Raw genomic sequence first — 21,828 nt, 5'->3', positions numbered from 1 at the left:
CAGGTAAGGATAGGCAGGCAGAGAGCACCCGGTCCGGTCCGGCCTGGCGCGGGCGGGGTCTGTAACTATGGCAGCGACCTGGGCGGCATGGGCTGGAGCTGAGGGCAGGAGGGTATGCAATGGCAGAGTCATATGCCTATGGCACGGAAGAACAATTACAAGAACGGTTGGCAACCAATCTGACGCGAGTGCGCAGCCGGATAGCGGAGGCTGCTGCACGGGTAGGCCGCCGCCCGGAGGAGATCACACTTGTAGCGGTCTCCAAGACATTTCCTGTCGAATTTGTCAAGATGGCGTATAATCTTGGCGTGACTGATTTCGGCGAGAACCGGGTGCAGGAGGCGCTGCCGAAAATTGCCGCTTTCCATCCCTCTACGCTGCGCTGGCATATGATTGGTCGCCTGCAAAGCAACAAGGCGAAGAAGGTGGTCGAGGCCTTCGACTGGGTGGAAAGTATCGAGAGCTGGCATAGTGCTCAGGCCCTCAACCGCCATGCTGGTGCCCTGGGACGACGCATCCCCGTCTTGCTAGAGGTGAACGTGGCCGGAGAGAGCAGCAAGGGTGGAGTCAGTCCGGAGGAGTTACCCGAGTTCGCCCGCCAGGTGGCTGCTCTCCCTCAGCTAGAGATCCAGGGCCTGATGACTGTGGCTCCCCTGGTGAGCGACGCCGAAGAGGTACGCCCCGTCTTCCGTACCTTGCGTCAATTGCGTGAACGCCTGCGCACGCTGCTGCCGCACTGCCCCTGGCAGCACCTTTCTATGGGAATGACCGATGATTACTGGGTCGCCATCGAGGAAGGCGCTACCATCGTGCGCATCGGGCGGGCAATTTTCGGCGAGCGCCCGCGATAGTGAAGGATACGACGATGAAACCAGGTGATTTTCTTTTCAGCCGCCGCATGCGGCAGAACCACGCGCTGGAGCACGCTACGGTCACCATTCTGAGCCGGATGGTGCCCGATCTACGCGTCTCTGCCCGCGCAACCACCGATGGCTTTTTGATGTTCGGCAGCGACGTTGATTTGGCGGTCTTGCGTCGCGCTGCAGAGGAGGCTCTCCAGCGTTTACAGGCTGGCGAGGCCGAGCTGGCCATTCATCCCAATTGTGGCACCAATCTGGCCGTGGGGATCTCGCTGGTGACCATCGGGACGATGCTCGGCTTCGCTTCCTCGCGGACACGTACGCGGGTCACATCGACGGTCCTTTCGTCTGTGGCCGGGCTGCTGGCAGCGCGTCCCCTGGGGGAGCTGGTCCAGAAGTATGTGACGACCCTGCCAGACCTGCGCGGCGTGCGCGTGACCGAGATCAGACGCCGGAAGATCTTCGGCTTTCAGGTGATTGAGGTCCGTACTGCTCAGGAGTGATGCTATGTTCGGTCTGCCCATCCCGATCCTCCACTGGATTGTTCAGTATGGCATTGGTCTGATCCTGTTTACGCTGTTCTTACGGGCCATTGCTTCATGGTTCGGCCTGGACGAGCGCTACAGCTTTTTCCGCTTCCTTGCGAGCTATACCGACCCTTTCATCAAACCGGTGCGCCAGCTGGTGCCGCCGATCATGTTCATCGATGTCTCGTTCATGATTACCATGTTCCTGCTCTACACCCTGATGGTGCTGCTGCTCCAGGCGCTGCCTCCCACATGGTAGCTCGCCGCTGAACAGATGGGAGAAGGCAGGCAGGCAGGCAGGCAGACAGACAGACAGGTGAGAGGCCAGGTGAAGATGCTGAGGATACAGGTGCGTGTGACGCCAGGCAGCCGTCGGGAAGCGCTGGCGTGGGATGGTTCATCGCTACGGGCATGGGTGCGGGCACCAGCACGTGAGGGCGAAGCCAACGCAGCCCTGATTGCTCTGGTGGCACGCTATCTGGGGATCAGGCGATATCAGGTGAGTATAGTGCATGGGGCCGCAGCGCGTGAGAAGGTGCTGGCTCTGGAGGGCCTGACTCTAGAGGAGGTCCAGCGTCGCTTAGGCCATACCCCCTGAGCGGCGTGTTCGCTCGCTACGGTGCTGCGACCTCTCCAGGCCAGGTGTCTCAGGACGGGACTGGGAGCGGAACAGGATAGACCCGGCTTCAGATCAGGATGAGTCAGAAGGAGGGGAACGCTACTTGACAGCGGCAGGAAGCCTGATACGGCCAGCAGCGTTCCCCTCCTAAATGCTGAGGAGGCTCTTCTCCCTGGGCACTCAGTTCTCCAGGCCGCGCAAGAGCACGTCAGCCTCTTCAGGAGAGAGCCGCCCCTCAGCCACCATGCGCAGTACCGCCGCCCGGGCCTCGGCCATCTCGCCGCTGCGCTCACGCTCACGTGGCCAGTCAACGTTGGCCTTCCCTGTGTACCAGGCATAGCGCTGCTGCCTCTTGATTTCCCGCACCACGTCGGTCACCTCGCGTCCTATTTCGCGCCCTAGACGCCCAAACTCTTCCCCGAGATAGGCGAATTCACGTCCCAACTGCTGACCCATCTGTGCCCAGGCAGGAGACCAGAGCCAGGGCTTGAACGGCCTTCTCAGGCTCCAGGTTGTCGGCGCGCCACCCACCCGCAGGCTGAGATCGCCACCGACCTGCAGCTCCAGGATAGCCGCTCCTTCACCGTAGGTCAGACTGAAGGCACTCCCATCAGGAATAGGCTCACCCACGCCGCTGACAGAGCCACCGACCACGGCCTCGATCTTCACACTGGCCTGCTCAGGCAGCACAACACGCGCATCGCCCCCAACACGCAAGTACGTATGGCTACCCGCCGGGAATGTGCCTGCCAGTGAGAGATCGCCACCGATGGCGCTCGCCTCCACGGCTCCGCCGATTTCGCGCAGATCAACATCACCGCCCACATGCCCCAGTCGCAGCGGGCCAGCGAGCGCCACACCACTGACATCGCCGCCTACGTTGCCCAGCTCCACCCCAGCGGCAGCCACCGCCTGGATGAAGACATCCCCTCCCACATTACCAGCATGCAAGCGCTGGGCCTGCGCAACGCGCAGGTCACCGCCAACATTGCCCACCAACAGCTCGGCCTCAGCGTTCTCCTCAAGCCGGCAGTCACCTCCCACGTTGCCCACCTCGCAGCGACGCCGCGCCTGGTGCACCTCTAGATCGCCACCAACGTGGTCGATATCGGCTTCGTCTAGCTCACTCAGCCGGGCGTCCCCTCCAATGCCCTGCCGCACCCGCAGGACTCCCAGGCGCCGTGCCTGCAGGCTATCGCCACAGGCCAGCACCTCCACTGGCTCCTGAATGGCCTCCAGCACAAGATTCCCTGCGCAATTGCTCACCCTGGCCCCGCCACTGATCTCACTCAGCACGACATCACGCGCCTTCTCGATGCTGACGTGCCCGCTCAGCCTCCGCACGTAGAGATCAGTAATGGCTTTTGATCCCCCAAAGAAACGACTGCCCAGTGGGATGCGCAGCGTCAGGTCACCCACACCGCCGCGAATGGTGAGCAGATCCTGCTCTTGACTGATCTCCGGTAGCTCGCCAGCAGCCTCCACCGCAATGCTGCTCTCTTCCCAGCCCCACACTTCCAGGCTGCCGGTGAGATTCTCAATGCTCACCCGGGGATGCCGCCCAACAGGGAATAATTGCTGTTGTACCATCGCTGTTCTCCTCTCTTTCTTCGTCTCTGCTTGCTTGCTTTCTTTCCGCTATCCGCTTACTTCACTGACCGAAGGCCACAAGCCTCACAGCAACCGCGACCGCCTGCGGGCAGCGGCGTGGCATAATTCACCATAGCTATGGCTATTAGAGCCACTACTCATGGATTTTATCACAGCATTGCGATAAATTCAATACTATTATGGGGAATAATATCATCTCATTGAAGGAATTTATCAGACCGAGAGTGAGCGGGCCGTGGTCAGCAGCAAGCAAACGCGACCACCCTGCCCACCGTTGCCTAGACCAAGGAAGGGAGCAGACAGGGTGGCCGCGCGTGACGCCTGATCGAGATGAGGCGCTGGCTGCCGCTACTTGAAGAATTTGCCTTCAACAGAGTTAATCTTGATGTGCCCCTGAGCGTCTACATACAGGACCACGATCGCCTTATCAAGGGGGTCGCCGTTGCTCGCAAAAGAGATCTGGCCGCTAATGCCCTGGATCGCTCCGCTGCCGCTGATCGTTGTGAGCGCCTGACGTAGCTTGCTGCCTGTCAGGCTTTGTGAACTGCCAGCCGTGGCCAGCGCGCGCCGACAGCCCTCAAGCAAGGTCTCAGTGGCATCGTAGGCCAGGATGGTATTGAAGTCAGCACGGGTGTAGCCGTAGCCACTGTGCTGACCATTGCCACTGTAGAGACGAGCATAGTCGCTGAAAAAGGCCGGCAGCGGACGCCCCAGATAGGTCCATTCATCGGGATAGGCAAAGGACGTAAAATGCAGGCGGGCAAACACTTGCCTGACGTTGCCATAGCCCTGTGGCTGGTAGAGGGCATCACCGCCAAGGACGGGCAGGTGAGCAAAGGTGCCAGTGGTAGGCAGATACTTGAGGAGCGGCGTAATATCGCTGGCGTAGCCTGCAAAGTAGATGAGGTCGGGATTCTTGCCCAGGGCATCCGAGAGCAGCACTGGCAGCTGGCTCGTGTTGCTGCGCTGATAATGCTCCTCAACCACGATCTGCCCCCCTTCCTGGGTAAAGGCGTTACGGAAGTCACGGAAGAGGCTGCTGCTATAGCTATCGCCCTGATCATAGAAGGCGGCCACTCGATGGGCATGGAGGACTTGCAGGGCATAGCGGGCCCCAGCGCTGGCCTGACCTTCGTTGGAGGGCACCACGCGGAAAAAGTAGGGCGAGAGACCGCTGAGCTGGTCGCTGGAGGCGGTTCCCGAGACCAGCGGAATCTGAGCCTGGGCCAGTACGCCTACCGCATTGATGGTCTGCGAGCTGAAGGGCCAGCCCATCACTCCCACAATGGTGCTATCCTTGTGGGCTGCCTGAACAATTTGCTGGGCCACTGTACCGGCGTAGTTGTCTTCGCTGCCCGAGTTGGCAATGAGCAGGCGCAGCTTGAGGCCATTGAGGCCACCGCTATCATTGAATTCGCGCTGCGCAACATAGGCGCCCTGCAGGGCCTCGCGTCCAACATCGGTGTCGGGGCCGGTGAGCATGGCGCCGATGACCAGCGTCAGGTAAGGTGAGCCGGAGGCCATGACACGCAGGTCTTCCTGATAGATGAGGGCCTCAGCATCGTTGGAATCCTCAGCAATGGCTTGCGCAAGATAGGACTGAGCGGCAGCGTAATTATCGGCTTTGAAGCTCTGGGCCGCCTGCTGCTTGAGACTGGCATCGCCGCTGGGGCGCGTCGTATCGAAGATGATGCTGCCATCGCTGAGACCCAGCAGCTCAGGCTGCCCTTGCGCATTCTTGATGGTGAAGGCCCCAATACCGTTGATGTTCGCCGGCAGAGCTGTACTGGGCGCGGTCGCACTGCCCTGCCCCTGTGAGCTACCCGACTCTTGCAGGCGCTGGCGGAAGCCGCTGAAGGCTCCCAGAGCGATGGCTGCGATGAGGATCAGTACGAGCAACAGCAGCAGAAAACTGGCCAGCATCTGGCCGGTGTAGCTCCGTTTGCCTGGCAAGCGAGGCTGAGGTGGTTGCTGCGGTTGCACTGGCTGCCAGAGTTGGCGCTGCTGCTGGCCCTGCACCGGGCCGGTGACAGGTACTGGTGTCTGGGGTGCCGCTGACGATAGCGTAGGCGGCAGAGGAGTAAAGGGATCGCCTCTCATCGTGCTCACTGAGGGGCTCGTTCTTTGAGGCAGTGTCGGGCTGCTGTGCCCGAAGCCGCCGCTCTGCGGGCGTGGCCTGCTAATGGGATGGGCCCCCGTGGTCAGGCTGGCCCCCAGCAGGCCAAAGCGCTCCTCCAGGATCTGGTCAACGTCCTGCTTCATCTCACTGGCGCTCTGGTAGCGCTTGGTGATATCGTTCTGCAGGGCCCGGGTCAGCAGGTGCTCGACCTCCAGCGAGAGCCGCGGGTTGAGTGTGCGCACCGGCGGATAGACAAATGGCGGATGCTCGCGCGGGTCGCGATTGGTCAGCAAATGATGCATGGTGGCTGCCAGGGCATAGAGGTCCGAGCGTGGGTCGGCCTTTCCCTGATACTGCTCCGGTGGCGCGTAGCCGGGCGTGCCGAGGGCGGTCGTCTGCTTGCGCGCTGCGTCGGCAGCCAGATCAGGACGCGCGATGCCGAAGTCGACGAGGTGGGCCCGGCCATCGTTGCTGCCGATGATGATATTGGCCGGCTTGACATCGCGATGGACAATGGGCGGCTTGCGACTGGCCAGGTACTCCAGAACCAGGAGGATATCGGAGGCGTAGACCAGGACCTCGTCTTCGGATAAAGGCCGCCCCAGGCGGTTTAGACGCTCTTCGAGGTTTTCCCCGGCGACATACTCCTGGACCATGAAGTAGTGCGAGCCTTCCTGGAAATGATCGGTCACTGCCGGCACGAGAAAGTGATCAACGCTGGCCAGCGTCGCTACCTCGCGTTTGAAGTTGCGTACGTCCTCCTGCAATTGGGCCGGGTCGCTACTGTCGGAAATCAGCTCTTTGATGACGACAAGCTTGTTGTTGAGCCGCGTGTCCTCGGCCAGAAGTACTGCCCCCATCCCCCCTTCGCCCAGAATCTGCTTGATGACATAGCGATCGTTCTGAAGCCGGTCACCGGGTCGCAGCGAGGTCGACACTTTCTGTCCCTGCCCCGGCCCCTGAGCCTGGGTTTGCTGGGCGCCGCTGAGATCGCCCGTCTCAGCATTTAGTCGTCTGCCACATTGGTTACAGAAGCGCCCGCCCGGGCGTACGGTAGCACCACAGTAAGGGCATCTCATGCTCAGCCTACCTTGTGAATAACATATATATAAAAACGTTGACTTGCTCGCTTCTCTTCTCTGGAGAAGTTGCCCCCTATTTGAGAAAGCGGCCTTGAACCGATTCCAGTTTAATATGGCCGGCGTTATCGACCATGAGCACCACGACGGCCTTGTTGTCAGGGTTCCCATCCGATCCGAAGGAGATGACACCGCTGATCCCCTGCACTGCCTGGTTCCCCTTGAGTCCGGCCAGGGCCTGCCGCAGCTCTGCACCGCTCAAAGTGGTCTTTCCCTCGCCCTTGCCGCTGCTGAGTACCTGCCGACTGGCCTCCAGCAGTACCAGCGTGGCATCGTAGGAGAGGATGGCATCGTTATCCGGGCGCGTGTAGCCATACCCGACGTGGCGGCTGTTGGCATTAAAGGTCTGCGGGTAGACCGTAAAGAAGGCCGGCTGGGGTAGGGACAGATAGCTCCACTCATCGGGATAGGCGAAGGCCGTGAAGTGGAGACGCAAAAACCCGGCGCGCGCGCTGCTCGGGTAGCCTTGCAGTTGATAAAGAGCATCGCCGCCCATGACCTGCAGCCCGGCCAGAGGGCCACTTGTCGGCAAATTGGTGAGCAGGGTGGCCACATCGCTGGCGTAGCCGGAGAAGTAAAGCAAATCGGGTCCGCGGAGCAGAGCATCTTGTAGCAGCGCCGGCAGGGTCGACGGCTTACCAACGCGATAGCGCTCCTGAACAACGATGGTTCCTCCATCAGAGGTGTAACGCTGGCTGAAAGCTGCCGCCAGACTCTGGCTATATGGATCTAGCGGGTCGAGGAAGAGCGCGACGCGCCTGGCTCGCAGGTGCTGATAGGCATAGTCAGCACCGACGGCCCCCTGCTGCTGATCCGAGGGACAAACGCGGAAAAAGTACGCAGATTTGCCGCTTAGCTGGTCACTGGAAGCGCTTGGCGAGACCATCGGTAGCTGGGCCTGGCTCAGGATAGGCAGGGCATTGAGAACGCGCGAGCTATACGGCCAGCCCATGACGCCGACAATGGTTTTATCTGCCCTGGCCGCCTGAACAATCTGCTGGGCAATGGCGGCGGTAAAGAGACTGCTCCCCCCGGAGTTGGCGATCAGCAGGCGCACCAGGACCCCCGAGCCAAGCTTGTAGCCACTGTTGTACTCCTTCTGGGCGATGTAGGCCCCCTGGAGGTTGTCACGCCCTGTCCCTATGGCCCCACTGTCGCTTCCGGTAAGAATGGTTGCCACGACCAGGGTGATGTAGGGATTGCCAGAGGCCAGCACGCGCTGGTCCTCAAGATAGATGAGGGCTTCAGCATCGTTACTATCGATATCAAGAGCCGACTGCCACAGGGCTTCGGCCCCGCTGATGTCACCCTGCTGCAGACGCCTGGCGGCCTGCTGCTTGAGATCTCCATCGGGACGCGCGACATCAAAGGCAACGCTGCCGTCGCTGAGGCCAATATAGTCTTTCTGGCCTGTATCGGGATTCACTACGCTGTAGGCTCCGAGGCCCTTCTTGAGACTCGGCGGTGGCGTGATCGTTCTGCCTTGAGCCAGGGAGGTTGCTGGGCCGCTGCGGCTGACCAGGCGCGGCAGCAGGAAAACCAGGACGCTGCCAGCAATGACCACCGTGATGACGCACAGCACCAGAACCAGATAGAGCGCCCTCAGCGGGAAAGGGCGCCGTCCACTGCCCACGGAAGCCAGCGGGTACGGGGTGGTGAAAGGGCTGCCGCCACTCGCGCTGATAGGGGGAACAGAGACAGCCGCGGAGGCTGGAGCAGACCAGCCATGTGGCAGTGTGTCCGTCACCGCCGTTATCTGAGCTGCGCTGGCCCCAGTGGCCTGCGTTGGCTCCTCCGCCTTGACAGCACTGGCTCCTGCCGTGTAGCCGAAGCGCTGGAAGAGCACGGCCTCAATATCGCGCTTCATGGCAAGGGCGCTCTGGTAGCGCTGATCTGGCGCCGGTTGCAGGGCATAGTGCAAAATGCGCTCAACTTCGGGCGAGAGCTGCGGATTCAGGCTACGCGCCAATGGGTAGCTGAAGGGCGGATAGTTACGCGGGTCGCGCCCGGTCAGAACATGATGCAGGGTTGCAGCAAGCGCGTAGAGGTCGGAGCGCGGGTCGGCCTCCCCCTGGTACTGCTCCGGCGGGGCATAACCAGGGGTACCAAGCGCGCTTGTCTGTCTGCGCAGAGCGTTGCGCACTACCTCGGCGTGGGCAACGCTAAAGTCCACTAGATAGGCATGCCCATCGCTGGCACTGATCACGATATTGGCGGGCTTGATGTCACGATGGACTACCGGCGGTGTCTGCAATTCCAGATATATCAAAATATCGATGATGTCGATGGCATAGATGAGGGCTTCCCGCTCGCTGAGCGGACCCCGGCGGCGCCGTAGCAGCTCTTCCAGGCTCTGGCCCTCGATATATTCCTCGACCATAAAGTAGCGCTCGCCCTCCTGGAAGTGGTCGGTCACCGCGGGAATCAGCGGATGATCCAGGTGAGCCAGCAGCGCTACCTCGCGCTTGAACTGCCTGACCTCCTCCTGGCGTTGCTGTGGATCGCTCGCTTCAGAGAGCAGCTCTTTGATGACAACCTGTTTGCCGCCGAGACGGTGGTCGACAGCGAGAAGAGCAACTCCGTTCCCCTCTCGTCCAAGGAGGCGGATAATCTCATAGCGCCCGCCCTGAAGGCGCGTACCCGGCCTCAAAGGGCCAGAAGCAGTCTGGCTGCTGGCGAGAGAGCTGCTTCCAGCGAGCACGGGACGGCCACAAGAGCTGCAAAAGCGCGCCTCGGGGCGATTGACTGCGCCGCAATGAGGACATTCCATAGCTTCGCGCCTGTCTCCTCTGCCCAATGGCAAAGCCTGTTCATCCGAATCAATCGCTGCTGCTGCTGCCCACGCCGATAGACTGACCACCTGGTCTTCCGGCAGCTTGCTTCAGCAACCCTGGTCAGCCGTCCATCAGGTTGCCATCTCTTTTTCCCTGGCAGAACTGAGGGAGAGAAAAATCGGTCAGGAGCGCGGGCGCACACGAGAGAAGATCTGTCCAGATTAAGCAAGCGAGCAAGCAACTAGCCGTCTCTGCTCTGCTTACCAGTCAGCTGATGCCCAGCGCTACAACCAGCGATGTTCTCTCTAATAGATAGAATACGCATACTGAGGGCGAAAGTTAAAGGATGCAGTGCAGATGAGGTCACCTGCCAGCGCCAGCAAGCTGAGGGCCGGGTTGAGCGGCTCTACACACAGAAACGATCGACGGGCGTCTCATGTCGCAGAGCCGCTCTTTTAGGAGCGTATCTCACCATCTAGGCCAGCGCCGCCACCACCGCGGCCTTCAGCCTTCAGCTTGTGGCTCCGGTTCTTATGCTTCCCCAAGGGGCTGGACCTCCAGAGGCGGGGTCTCTCTTCTTCACTTCAGGAAGTGGCCCTGAATGGACTCCAGCTTAATATGGCCGACATTATCAACCATCAGCACCACCACCGCTTTGTTTTGGGGATTACCGTCACTCCCGAAGGCAATGGAGCCGCTGATACCCTGAATGCTGCGCGGACCATTGAGCTGCGCCAGCGCCCGCTGCAGGTCCTGGCCAGTGAACGTGGCCTTGCCGCCGCTGATAAGCAGCTTACTGGCTTCCAGGAGCGCCAGCGTTGCATCGTAGGCCAGGATGCTGTCTGTGAAGGGCCGGGTATAGCCATAGCCGCTGTGCTGCCCATTGGCGTTGAAAGCCTGGGCATAGGCTGTAAAGAAGGCTGGCTGAGGTTGCCCTAGATAGCCCCACTCGTCAGGATAGGCGAAAGCCGTGAAGTGGAGTCGCAGGAAACCCGCGCGAGCATTGCTCGGGTAACCCTGAAGCAAATAGAGGCCGTCGCCTCCCATAACCTGCAGGTGGGCAAAGGGACCAGAGGTCGGCAGCTTGCTGAGCAAGGGGGCAATGTCAGCTGAGAAGCCGGCAAAGTAGATCAGGTCGGGCTGATGAGTCAGGGCATCCTGTAACAGGGCCGGCAGGGTCGCTGGCTTGCCGACCGTATACTGCTCGCGGACGACAATGCTGCCGCCATCGCTGCTATAGCGAGTGCTGAAGGCAGTGGCCAGGCTCTGGCTGTAGGCATCAGCAGGATCGAAGAAGAGGGCCACCCGTCTCGCCTGCAGGCGCTGATAGCTGTAATCGGCTCCGATCAGTCCTTGCTGCTGATCAGAGGGGCAGACGCGGAAAAAATACGGCGATCGGCCCGTCAGCAGATCGCTTGAAGCCGTCTCTGAGACCATAGGCAGATGGGCTTGCGCCAGAATGGGCAGGGCATTGAGGGCGCGCGAGCTATACGGCCAGCCCATGACGCCGACAATCGTTTTATCGGCCTGCGCTGCCTGGACAATCTGCTGCGCTATCGTAGTGGCAAAGAGGCTGCTTCCGCCTGAGTTGGCAATCAGCAGACGCACCTGCAGGCCACCCCCGAGCTTTCCACTGCTGTTGTACTCCTTCTGAGCCAGATAGGCACCCTGCAAATCGCCTCGCCCGGCTCCCACAGCTGCGGGATCAGATCCGCTGAGCATGGTGGCAACGACCAGGGTGATATAGGGGCTGCCCGAGGAGAGCACCCGCTGATCCTCTAGATAAATAAGAGCCTCAGCGTCATTTTCATCGACGCTCAGAGCCGACTGCCAGAGGGCAGCGGCCCCACCGACATCGCCGCTCTGTAGGTGCTGAGCAGCCTGCTGCTTCAGCTTGCCATCGGGACGGTTCGTATCAAAAGCGGCTCTGCCGTCGCTGATACCAATGTAATCCTTCTGTCCCGTCGCAGGATCGACCACTGTATAGCCACCAAGGCCGTTCTTCAAAGGCGGCGGCGAAGGCGCTACCGGCGGGGAGGGAGAAGCCCCGGGGCGTGTGGCGGCAGTTGATCCGCTCTGGCTCACCACATGTGGCAGCGCCAGCAAGACGGTTGCTCCCAAGATGATCACCAGCAGCCCGATGGCTACGAGGAGATGCAACAGAGGGACTTTTCTGCTACCAAGGCTGAGCGGCCTGGAAAGCAGAGGCTGGGACTTAAGAGGCTGCGACCCAGGCGCTCCAGACGATACGGTCTGCGCGGGCGGCGGCAGCAACGACTGTTGCTGGCTTTCTGCCTGCACAGGAGAGGCCGGAGGAGGGGTCTGGGGTTGACTGAGCCACCCTGAAGGGGTCACAGTGCTCCCCATCAACGGAAGGGGGGTACTTTGCCCAGCCGCCAGGCTGGGGGCGGGAGGGCTAAATGGCACGCCGAAGTGGCGAAGCAAAACAGCGTCGATCTCACGCTTCATCAGCGCGGCATGCTGGTAGCGCTGGCTGGGATCACGTTGCAGAGCCTGCATCAGCACACGCTCAGTCTCGGGGGAAACACCGGGATTAAGGGCCCGGACAGGAGGATAGCTAAAAGGGGGTTGCTGGCGAGGGTCCCGGCCAGTCAAGAGCTGATGGAGGGTAGCGGCCAGGGCGTAGAGATCGGAGCGATGGTCTGCCTGGCCTTGATATTGTTCGGGCGCCGCATAACCTGGCGTTCCCAGGATGGCCGGGCGCTGACGCAGCCGGTTACGGGTCCGCTGCGCCGTAGGGGGTATCAGGTTGACCAGGTGGATGTCGCCATCTTGCTGGCCAATGACAAGGTTGGTTGGCTTGATGTCCCCATGAAAAATAGAAGGCACGTTATTCTCAAGATAATCCAGTAAATCGAGAAGCTCAGAGGCATAAATGAGCACATCGCGCTCAGAGAGCGGCCAGGAAGACTGCGCAAGCCGCTTCTCCGCGTGTTCTCCTTCCACGTATTCGTATACGAGAAAATAGCGCTCTCCCTCCACAAAATGATCAAGTACTTTTGGGAGGAACGGATGATCGAGCCGCGCTAGAAGGGAGGATTCAAGCCTGAGCTGCTTGAGGTCTTGCTCGCGACGCCAGGGGTCAGTGGCCTCAGAGAGCAGCTCTTTGATGACCACTCGCCTGCCGCTGTGCTGCTGATCGGTGGCCAGCACTGCAGCGCCTGCCCCACCCCAACCGAGCACGCGAGAGACGTAATAGCGCCCGCCGTAAAGGAAACTGCCTGGCGCCAGGGGACCCGCAACGGCGCTGGCCAGATCGGTGGCGGCTTCTCTTGGCAGAGGACTAAAACAGTGGGCACAGAAGCCGGCCCCAGGGCGAGTCATTGCCCCGCAGTGAGGACATTGCATTGTTCGTGTACCTGCCTTCCTTGCCCGACGACATTATGGTTGGGCACGAATTGACAAAAGAGCCAACGCTGACCGTTACTCTCTTCTTATAAAGAGCCTCCCTTTATCCATCCAATTAGGCACACTGAACACACCGCCTGTCGCACGTGTTCAGAACAGACATATACCCCCTCTAGGAAGAAGTACGTCTATACCGGGGAGAGATTAACAAGCAGGGAGAAAAGCAGGAGCTTTGTCCATGACGCCCAGTTGTGTGGGCTAGCGGAAGGCACTGGGGGAGAGAGGAAAGGGAAGAGAGCGGAAAGCGGGACCTCCCCATGCCACGAGCAGGGGGCCAGGGCGGAGCACCGGGGAGGACAGCGAGCAAGCGGTCATACAGCCTGCTTTTTTAGCCAGGGAGACTGTCCCTGCTTTTGTCTGCTTTCGCCAGCGCTCGGCCAGGTTGACCCACCTGCACGCAGCAGAGAGCTATATCATGGGCAGGTATTGCAACAAAGATGCCTCAGAGGTGCTGACAGCGCAAGGAGATGATCCCGGGAGCGAAGTGGTTGGCTTTTTTGAGATATTCCTCTTCGTTTCCCTCGATCATCAGCTTGTGCATGACCACCACATCGCCGTCGGGCAAAGGCTCGGCGGGCTGCAGGCACAGCTCCATGATGGGGCAGCCACGTTCATAGACCTTGACCAGGCCACCGGAGCCAGGAATGCGGTAGATACGATGACTGATCGAGGGGCTAGCCACCTCCAGGTATCCGTACTTAATCAGCTGCTGATACTGGCTCTCCGTCAGCATCTCGCGCAGCAACGCCTTAGCACGGCTCTCAGCAGAGAGGCGTTCATTGCGCGAGAGACGTGGCCCGACGCTGTTCCCTTCGAGCGATCGGGAGAGATAATAGATGGCCAGCAGCAAAAAGAGCAGCCAGATACCCAGGAAGAGCGTCAGAGTTTCTAACATAGCTGCTTACGCTCCTCGCCGGTTGCGCCGGTCAGCCTCCTACGACGCGCGGCACCATCACGATCTGCTCGGCTGTTCGATCAAACTCATCGATGCGCTGCGCTGGCTTGCCTGGCTCGACCTTAAAGGCCGTGGCACCACGCATACGCTCCTCGCGAAAGATACGTTCGGCCTCGCGCACAGCGGCCAGAGCTTCGGGATCGCTGGCTTCAACCTTCCGCAGATCCCAGGAGATCCGATCATCGCCGCGACGGGACATTACCCGTAGCATTCCCAAAGCTAAACTCCTTCTCTGTTTCACAGACAAGCAAGCACACTAGACAAACCGAGCTAACCTGCACTGGCACTCCTTCCCTTGCTTTTTCTCTCCCTTGCACCTTCTCCAGCGCGCTGCCTCAGCTCTGATCTGACCCCGGGGCGAAGGAGAGGAGCCTGATACAGGTTAGAATCAGGATAGCACGCTTTACCAACCTGAGTCAAGGGCTGCATGACTGTACTTTTTCATGTCAGCGTGGGTAAGGTGAGGCTGACAGTGGTGCCGACCCCAGGTGCAGACTGCACCGCGATCGTCCCGCCGAGCCGTTCGACCAGGAGGTGCGCGACGCTTAGTCCCAGCCCCAGCCCGCTGCCGCTGCTCTCCAGGAGCTGGTCGCTGTCAGTCAACGGCTCCGCTCGATAAAATGGCTCGAAGATGTGTGGCAAAACTTCGGGCTGGATGCCCACACCACTATCACCAATGCTGAGGGCCAGGCCCGGCAGACCAGAGGGCAGCGAGGCGACTGCCGCCTCTATGGTAATCCGCCCTCCGATGGGGGTATAGGTGCAGGCATTGGCCAGGACGTTGCGCAGAATGTGGCGCGCGCGCTGGCTGTCGGTCCGTATCCTCCGGTAGGGCGCCAGCAGCTCCCGGGCAAAGCGCGTCTCGATCCGCAACTGGCGCAACCGCGCCGTGTATTCTAGCTCTTCCACAGTGCTCTCTACCAGCTCTTCCACAGCAATAACATCGCTGCTCAGATGCAACTGGCCGCTTGCCGCCCTCAGCCAACAGAGGAGGTTCTCCAGCAACAGATAGAGCTGCTCACTACCGACTCGCGCGCGCTGGAGGTAGTCGCGGGACTGCAGGGATAGCCCGGAACTGGTGGGGATCACGGCCCCAGCGGCCTCCTCTTCAGCGAGGAGTAGATCGAGAAAGCCACTGATACGGTTCAAGGGAGCCCGCAGTTCGTGGGCAATGCGCGCGAGGGGAAGCTCTCTAAGCGTGAGGCTGTCACTCCTTTCGGTCCCCTGCCTGTCCTGGAGCCTGCTGCGCTCTCCAGCCTCTAAGACATCGTCTGGTGCGCTGTCTCGCTCATTGCTCATGATTGATCCCGCTCTCGCCTTTCAGCAGAGATATTGCGTGAGAGTTGCTGCTTTCTGCACCTGTCAACATGACAGAATTGGCGCCCAGGCGCTTTCAGACATCGGCGTCAGGCCATTGCGGTTATTATAGCAAAGGCAAGGTGAAGAGGATACGGGCGCCGGCTCCAGGCACGTTCTCAGCCCAGATCTTGCCGCCGTGGGCTTCGACGATGGCGCGCACAATGGCCAGGCCCAGGCCGCTGCCTCCAGTGTCGCCGCGACGCGCCTCATCGGCGCGATAGAAGCGGTCAAAGATGCGCGGCAGAGCCTGGGGGGGAATGCCACTGCCGGTATCGGTGACCGCCACGATCAGACAGTGCTCCTGTTGTATAGCGTCGATGACAACCATACCGCCGGCTGGTGTGTGGCGCAGGGCATTGTCGCAGAGGTTGGAGAAGACACGAGTGAGCATATCGGGGTCTGCCTGTACTGGGGGCAGGTTGTAGTCGATGGTGTTGCAGGGTTCGACGTTGGCGCGCTCAAATTCGGGAGCAAGGACGGCCAGTACTTCATCAACCAGGACGGCCAGGCGTACTGGCTTGCGTTGCAGCTGCAGGGCGCCAGCCTCCATCTTGGCCATCATGTGCAGATCTCTGACAAGGCGGCGCAGGCGCAAGGTTTCGCGCACAATAATGCGTCCAGTGGCCTCGTAGTCTTCGCGACTGCGGTTGACGCCATCGATGAGCGACTCGCCGAGGCCGGCAATGGCGGTCAAGGGAGTGGCCAGGTCATGGGTAATGTTCATGATGAGTTCGCGCCGCCACAGCTCTTGCTTGCGCAGCTCCTCGACGTCGCGCTGCAGTTGGGCAGCCATCTCGTTGAAGTTGTGGGCCAGCTCGCCCAGTTCGCCCCTGGCACCAGTCTCGACGCGCACATCATAGTGGCCGCTTGCCAGTTGCCGCGTGGCGCGCGTCAGTTTGGCCAGCGGGCGGGTGATCGTGCGCGAGAAGAGGACCGCGGCCAGAGCAGCTATAAGGGCGACGGCGATCGAGGCAATAAGGACGGAGCGGCTCAGGGTGGCGACGAGCGGGGGCATGGTGCCCTCCAGGGCATAGCGCGAGGTGACAAAGAGGACGCCGACAAGCGGGCCACTTTGAGAGTCACCGCCGTAGAAGATGGGCGTGACGACGAAGGGGCGCGCGGAGCCTGGAGGACCCCCATCGCCTATGTTGGCAACGGTCTGCTGCCCATGCGTGCCCTGGGTGAGGGCCGCGCGCACGCGGGCATAGTTGATCTTGAGGTCAGGGTCGGTCGAGGCCAGCAGCACAGTGGCGAGGGTTGGCCGCCCGCGGATCAGGGCCGGATAGACTGGCTGCAGATGGGTGGCCGCGCGCGGGAGATAGGCATAGACAATGACCAGGGAGTCTTGTCCCTGAGAGCCGCGTACGATGGGGGCCAGGACATCGCTGGAGGCTCCAGCCAGGGTGCGCTGATGGGCCAGCATGTCGCTGCCGATGCGCCGAGCGCTGCCACTGGCCAGATCTGTCAGTTGCTGGCGCTGGTCCAGGCCATAGAAGTACGCCACGGATAACAAAATAATGAGCGCCAGCAGGGCGGTCGCCAGAAGAGCAACGAGCATGGAACCGAGCGCCAGCCTCCAGCGAATGCTGTGCCACCAGTGCATACGCATCGTTCTCGCTCCCTTCCTCTCGTTGACGCGGTTTAGCTACCTCTCATCGCCTGACTCGTCTGCCAGTGAGGTCTTTTCCGCTTACCGCGGCTCGCCTTCCTTCAGCGGATCAGCGGCACCGGTGCCTAGCGTGTTCCTTTGAGGGCACCAGCGGCGTCGAATTTGTAGCCAACGCGCCAGACGGTCTTGATATAGCGCCGCTCGGCATTGGTTTCGATCTTCTTGCGGAGGGCGCTGATGTGGACGTCGATGATGTGACCATCTCCCAGATAGTCGTAGCCCCAGACTTTGTTCATGAGCATCTCGCGCGTAAAGACACGGTCGGGTGAGCGCGCCAGCAGGGCGAGCAGGTCAAACTCCGTTGGCGTGAGGGCAACTTCTCGCCCGTCAACTTCAACGCGCCGCGCGGGCAGGTCGATGACCAGACCGGGGAAGCGCAGTACTTCGCTCTCGCGCTTCTCCTGGCCCCCACCTCCCTCACTACCGCCTCCGCTGGTGCGGCGCAGGATGGCCCGGACACGACTGACCAGCTCACGCGGACTGAACGGCTTGACCAGGTAATCATCAGCTCCGAGATCAAGACCACGAATGCGATCGTCTTCGTCTCCACGCGCCGTTAAGATGAGAATGGGCGTGGAGGACCAGGAACGGATGCGACGGCAGACTTCGAAGCCATCCAGCCCCGGCAGCATGATGTCGAGAATGACCAGATCGGGCTTCTCGCGGGCATGGAGCGCCAAGCCATCCGCCGCATCGTGCGCCGCGATGACGCTATACCCTGCATCTTTGAGGTACAGGTTAAGCAGGTGAATGATCCCCTCTTCGTCTTCAATGATGAGGATTTTCTGTGCCATTGCTAGCTGCTGCGCGCTCTCGGCTGGTCCGCCTCACTCCCGCCCGGCTTGTCTCACCGACGGGAAAGGGTCGGGAGCGCCCGGGTCAGCGACGCGCCGGAACGCGCGACCTCCTGTCCGTTAGATAATACTATCACACGCTCTTCCTTCCAGCCGGTCCCGGGGCTGGTCGCTCTCTTCCCACCCGCAAATCTTGAGCAAATCTTGAGCTTCTCATTGAGGACTTCTTTATTTCTGAGCGCTATGATACTTAACGCCAGGGAGAGCGAACGCCAGGGCAAGCGGATGGTGCTCGCTCCCTCCTCTCGCGCCGTATGCGCTGAGCATACCCGTCTTGTTTCTACTCAAGAGAGCTATGCTAAAGAATCTACTCTTGAAAGAGTGAGCAGAAAAAGGAGCGATGTCGCTATGAAGCATATGAAAAAAGCGTTCTTGATCGCTGGTGGAGCGCTGCTCTTGCTGCTATGTATCGTTTTCGGCGCCCTCTTCGCCGGGCCGCTGCTGGCCAGCGCTACTGGCCAGAGCGGCAGCCCGCAGGCGACAGCGACGCCAGGGGCAGCCAGCAAGACCGGGGCCTACTGTCAGCAGTGGCTGCAGGATCTGGCGAACCGTCTGCATGTCTCGGTCGCGACGCTGCGCCAGGATAGCAATGCGGCCCTCAGCGATGTCCTCGATCAGATGGTCAAGGATGGCAAGCTGACGCAGAGCGAGGCCACCGTGATCAAGCAACGTCTGGCGGCTCACCCGGGCTGCAGCGCTCTGCTCAATGGGGCCAAGCGCGTCGCCATCCGCCAGCAGCTGAAGCCCTACCTGCCCGATCTGGAGAACCAGATCGCTCAGGGTTTGCATCTGAGCGTTGATCAGCTCAAAGCCCAGCTGCAGGCCGGCAAGACGCTCAAGCAGATCGCTGACGCTCAGCACGTTTCGGCCAGCCAGCTCCATACGATTGTCCTTAATGCCATCGAGCATGAGGTGGACCGCGCGGCCCAGGCCGGTACTATCACCCAGCAGCAGGCTAGCGCGATCAAGCAGTACCTGCAGAAGCATCCGGTGGTGATCACCCGGCTGGTCAATCGTCACTTTAAGTCTGGTACGCTCTAGCTTCCTCCTTCCCTGTCTCCTGTCTCATGGTCTGATGGCGCTGGCTGAAGCCAGCATACAGAAGGGGTCGGGCCAACAGCTCTCATGAACCGCGCCCGACCCCTCTTTTGCTGCCTGCGGTCCTCCTCGCCGGCGGCTTTTCCTCCCGTCCTCGCTGGCTAGGGCGACGGACGGAGACGAGTCGCAGTTTACGCCCCTGACTGGCCACTGTGGCCAAGCTTGCGACGGTGCTCTAGCTCGCGTAGCTCGACGCGGCGAATCTTGCCCGAAATGGTCTTAGGAAGCGTCTCGACAAATTCGATCTCGCGCGGATATTTATAGGGCGCGGTGACGCGACGGACATGCTCCTGCAGCTCGCTGGCCAGCTCGGGTGATGGACTGTAACCTGGGGCGAGCACGACAAAGGCTTTGACGATCTGGCCGCGAACTTCGTCGGGACTGCCAACCACCGCCGACTCGGCGACGGCGGGATGCTCTTTGAGGGCGCTTTCAACTTCGAACGGCCCAATGCGATAGCCGGCACTGATGATGACATCGTCGGCCCTGCCAACAAACCACAGATAACCGTCCTCATCGCGATAGGCGCGGTCGCCGGTGATGTACCAGTCGCCGCGGATGCAGGCCGCGGTCGCTTCGGGATTGCGCCAGTACTCCTGGAAGAGCCAGCGCGGACGCTCAGGCTTGATGCGGACGGCGATATCGCCCTCAGCACCAGGAGGCAGCTCGTTGCCCTCGTGATCGATGACGGCTACGTCGAAGCCCGGCGAGGGCTTGCCCATCGAGCCAGGCTTGACCTCCAGCGGCGGGAAATTGCCACAGAGCAGCACGGTCTCGGTCTGTCCGTAACCATCGCGGATGATCATGCCAGTTGCTTCTTGCCATTGACGAATGACTTCCGGGTTCAATGGCTCGCCAGCGCCAACACAGTGGCGCAGGGCGCGGGGCGGATGCGTCTTGAGATAGGCGAGCGGCTCCTCCAGGACAAGCATGCGGTAGGCGGTCGGTGGGGCACAGAGGACGGTGATCGGGTAGCGATGGAGCAGCTCCAGGGTCTCCAGGGGATTGAATTTGCCGCGGGCGTCCTGGATGAAGACGGCGGTGCCCATGACCCAGGGACCAAAGAAGTTGCTCCAGGCCCACTTGGCCCAGCCGGTTTCACTGAGATTCCAGAGCAGGTCGTCCTCGTGGAGATCAAGCCAGTATTTGCCAGTGATGGTGTGCCCGAGTGGGTAGCTGGCCTGGGTGTGGAGAACCATCTTGGGATAGCCGACGGTGCCTGAGGTGAAGTAGACCAGACAGGGGTCGTCGCTGCGCGTTTTGGGACCCTTGAAGTCGGGGGAGGCTGCCGCCACGATCTCGTGATAGCTGATCCAGCCTGGACGGGCCTCGCCCTCGACCAGGATGGCCTGCTTGACGGTGGGACACTGCCCTCGCACCTGATCAAATTTCTCTGCTCCTTCGCGATCGGTGATCAGGCCCTGGGCCTCGGCTACTTCAGCCCGATATTGGAGGTCTTTGCTGGTGAGCAGGGTGGTGCAGGGGATAAAGATGACGCCGAGCTTCATCAGACCCAGTACGCTTTCCCACCATTCGGGAAGGCGCGGCAGCATGACCAGCACGCGATCGCCTTTCTTGAGGCCAAGGGCTGCAAAGGCGTTGGCGGCCCGACTGGAACGCTCGGCGAATTCGGCAAAGGTGATCTGCCGCTCTTCTCCGTGCTGACCGAGCCAGTGGACGGCAATTTTTTGGGGGTCCTGCGCCCATTTGCCGATGATGTCGACGGCGAAGTTGAAATACTCGGGGACGTCGATGTGGAAGGTGCGCCGCTCGACTTCGTAGTCGACCATGTTGGGGGTTCGCGAGACGGTCATTGTGAAGCCTCCTTTGTGCTGTAGAGCGCTCCTCCGACGGCGCTGTCAGAGGTGTGGGCTACTGCGAAACGCTTGTGCTCTCTTTCCCTATCATACCATACGCCAGGCGAGAGGATATAATGGAACCTGATCCTTATTGTGGGCAGTTTCCTCAGCCCCTTTATTGATCAGGTGCATCAGTCAGCGACAACGAGGAGGCACTTTGCAACTCTACGTCTTTTTTACTCCCGAGACAATTTTGCCCGAGCGGGCCCAGGCCGGCGATGTCTACATCGTGATCGACCTGATCCGCGCGACGACGACGATGACGGTGATGCTGGAGCAGGGCGCGAGGCGCGTGCTGGTGGCTGAGTCGATCGAGCAGGCGCGGGCTGGAGCCGCTGCTCATCCCGGGCGCGCGCTCTGCGGCGAGCGCAATGTGCGCCGCATTCCCGGCTTCGATTATGGCAATTCGCCGCGCGAGTTCGCCCAGCTGGACCTGCAGGGCCGTGAGCTGATTTTGACGACAACGAATGGCACCCGCGCTTTCCACGCCTGCCCACCCGAGACGATACGCCTGGCCGGCTGCTTCCGCAATGCCCACGCCGTGGTCTCGGCGGCGCTAACGCTGGCGCGTGAGCGCGAACGCGATATTGCCCTGGTCTGCGCAGGCGAGTTCGGTTACTTTGCTCTGGATGATGCGGTCTGTGCCGGCTACCTGGCCGCCGAGCTGCTGCGCCTGGCTGGCCCCGACCACCAGGAGGCTGATCCAGGAAGCCCAGTCCTGACTCCTCACGGGAGCGCTCTGGCGGCGATCGCCATTTATGAGGCCTATAAGCCCCCGCGTGTGCTAGAGTATAGCGAGTCGTCTCTGACGGTGCTACGCGCCGGTCTGGTCGACGACCCTCCTTTCTGTGTGGAGATCGATCGGAGCAGCGTGGTACCAGCGGTCTCCGGTCGCGAGCCGGAGACCGGCCTGTTGATTGTCGAGCCGCTAGCTCTTTGAATGTCTGAGCGACTAT

The 21,828-nt window shown here is 61.0% G+C and carries 16 protein-coding genes; 6 read left to right on the top strand and 10 right to left on the bottom strand.

Translation table 11 applies throughout. From position 1 onward, the window contains the following. Nucleotides 1-119: 119 nt before the first annotated feature. The 4 genes from KTAU_RS17230 to KTAU_RS17215 all read left to right on the top strand — a co-directional run bounded on the left by KTAU_RS17230 (nt 120) and on the right by KTAU_RS17215 (nt 1,985). On the top strand, nt 120-851 hold the full coding sequence (locus tag KTAU_RS17230) for a YggS family pyridoxal phosphate-dependent enzyme (protein ID WP_151729520.1): 732 nt from the start codon (nt 120-122) through the stop codon (nt 849-851). A 14-nt stretch (nt 852-865) separates the two neighbouring features. Then, complete coding sequence (locus tag KTAU_RS17225; protein WP_151729519.1) at nt 866-1,363, top strand: DUF6391 domain-containing protein; 498 nt, start codon at nt 866-868, stop codon at nt 1,361-1,363. 4 nt (nt 1,364-1,367) lie between these two features. Next, the gene (locus tag KTAU_RS17220) at nt 1,368-1,646 is read left to right on the top strand and encodes a YggT family protein (protein WP_112431112.1); all 279 of its coding nucleotides are present in this window, start codon (nt 1,368-1,370) and stop codon (nt 1,644-1,646) included. A gap of 75 nt (nt 1,647-1,721) precedes the next feature. Next, nucleotides 1,722-1,985 (top strand): DUF167 domain-containing protein, encoded by a 264-nt coding sequence (locus KTAU_RS17215; RefSeq protein ID WP_170293389.1) that lies wholly within the window; start codon nt 1,722-1,724, stop codon nt 1,983-1,985. Nucleotides 1,986-2,186: 201 nt separating this feature from the next. Here KTAU_RS17215 and KTAU_RS17210 read toward each other — a convergent pair whose 3' ends face one another. From KTAU_RS17210 to KTAU_RS17170, 9 genes are all read right to left on the bottom strand, one after another. Beyond that, entirely contained in the window at nt 2,187-3,596 is a 1,410-nt protein-coding gene (locus KTAU_RS17210; protein WP_151729517.1) for a DUF4097 family beta strand repeat-containing protein, read from the bottom strand. 369 nt (nt 3,597-3,965) lie between these two features. After that, nucleotides 3,966-6,815, bottom strand: coding sequence for a protein kinase domain-containing protein (locus KTAU_RS17205; protein WP_170293388.1), 2,850 nt, complete (start codon nt 6,813-6,815; stop codon nt 3,966-3,968). A 76-nt stretch (nt 6,816-6,891) separates the two neighbouring features. Further along, nucleotides 6,892-9,645 carry a protein kinase domain-containing protein gene (locus KTAU_RS17200; protein ID WP_151729515.1) on the bottom strand — a complete coding sequence of 918 codons (2,754 nt, stop codon included), beginning with the start codon at nt 9,643-9,645 and terminating at the stop codon, nt 6,892-6,894. A gap of 583 nt (nt 9,646-10,228) precedes the next feature. Further along, on the bottom strand, nt 10,229-13,018 hold the full coding sequence (locus tag KTAU_RS17195; RefSeq protein WP_151729514.1) for a protein kinase domain-containing protein: 2,790 nt from the start codon (nt 13,016-13,018) through the stop codon (nt 10,229-10,231). Between the two features lie 502 nt (nt 13,019-13,520). After that, nucleotides 13,521-13,973: a hypothetical protein gene (locus KTAU_RS17190; RefSeq protein WP_112431100.1), complete on the bottom strand. Its 453-nt coding sequence runs from the start codon at nt 13,971-13,973 to the stop codon at nt 13,521-13,523. 31 nt (nt 13,974-14,004) lie between these two features. Next, nucleotides 14,005-14,244, bottom strand: coding sequence for a hypothetical protein (locus KTAU_RS17185; RefSeq protein WP_223258364.1), 240 nt, complete (start codon nt 14,242-14,244; stop codon nt 14,005-14,007). Between the two features lie 230 nt (nt 14,245-14,474). After that, a complete protein-coding gene (locus tag KTAU_RS17180) occupies nt 14,475-15,332 on the bottom strand; it encodes a sensor histidine kinase (RefSeq protein ID WP_151729513.1) in 858 nt (285 codons plus the stop codon). Nucleotides 15,333-15,456: 124 nt separating this feature from the next. Beyond that, nucleotides 15,457-17,001 carry a sensor histidine kinase gene (locus KTAU_RS17175; protein ID WP_151729512.1) on the bottom strand — a complete coding sequence of 515 codons (1,545 nt, stop codon included), beginning with the start codon at nt 16,999-17,001 and terminating at the stop codon, nt 15,457-15,459. 125 nt (nt 17,002-17,126) lie between these two features. Continuing rightward, a complete protein-coding gene (locus KTAU_RS17170) occupies nt 17,127-17,855 on the bottom strand; it encodes a response regulator transcription factor (protein WP_151729511.1) in 729 nt (242 codons plus the stop codon). A gap of 408 nt (nt 17,856-18,263) precedes the next feature. Between KTAU_RS17170 and KTAU_RS17165 the strand changes: the two genes are divergently transcribed. Continuing rightward, a complete protein-coding gene (locus KTAU_RS17165) occupies nt 18,264-18,956 on the top strand; it encodes a hypothetical protein (RefSeq protein ID WP_151729510.1) in 693 nt (230 codons plus the stop codon). Between the two features lie 188 nt (nt 18,957-19,144). Here KTAU_RS17165 and KTAU_RS17160 read toward each other — a convergent pair whose 3' ends face one another. Continuing rightward, on the bottom strand, nt 19,145-20,827 hold the full coding sequence (locus KTAU_RS17160) for an acetate--CoA ligase (RefSeq protein WP_151729509.1): 1,683 nt from the start codon (nt 20,825-20,827) through the stop codon (nt 19,145-19,147). 202 nt (nt 20,828-21,029) lie between these two features. On the opposite strand from KTAU_RS17160, the gene KTAU_RS17155 reads away from it, so the two are divergent. Beyond that, complete coding sequence (locus KTAU_RS17155; protein WP_170293387.1) at nt 21,030-21,812, top strand: 2-phosphosulfolactate phosphatase; 783 nt, start codon at nt 21,030-21,032, stop codon at nt 21,810-21,812. Nucleotides 21,813-21,828: the final 16 nt, after the last annotated feature.

The organism is Thermogemmatispora aurantia (genome assembly GCF_008974285.1).
Lineage (GTDB): Bacteria > Chloroflexota > Ktedonobacteria > Ktedonobacterales > Ktedonobacteraceae > Thermogemmatispora > Thermogemmatispora aurantia.
The sequence above is the reverse complement of the archived record's forward strand: the minus strand, read 5'-3'. Positions and strand labels throughout refer to the sequence as shown.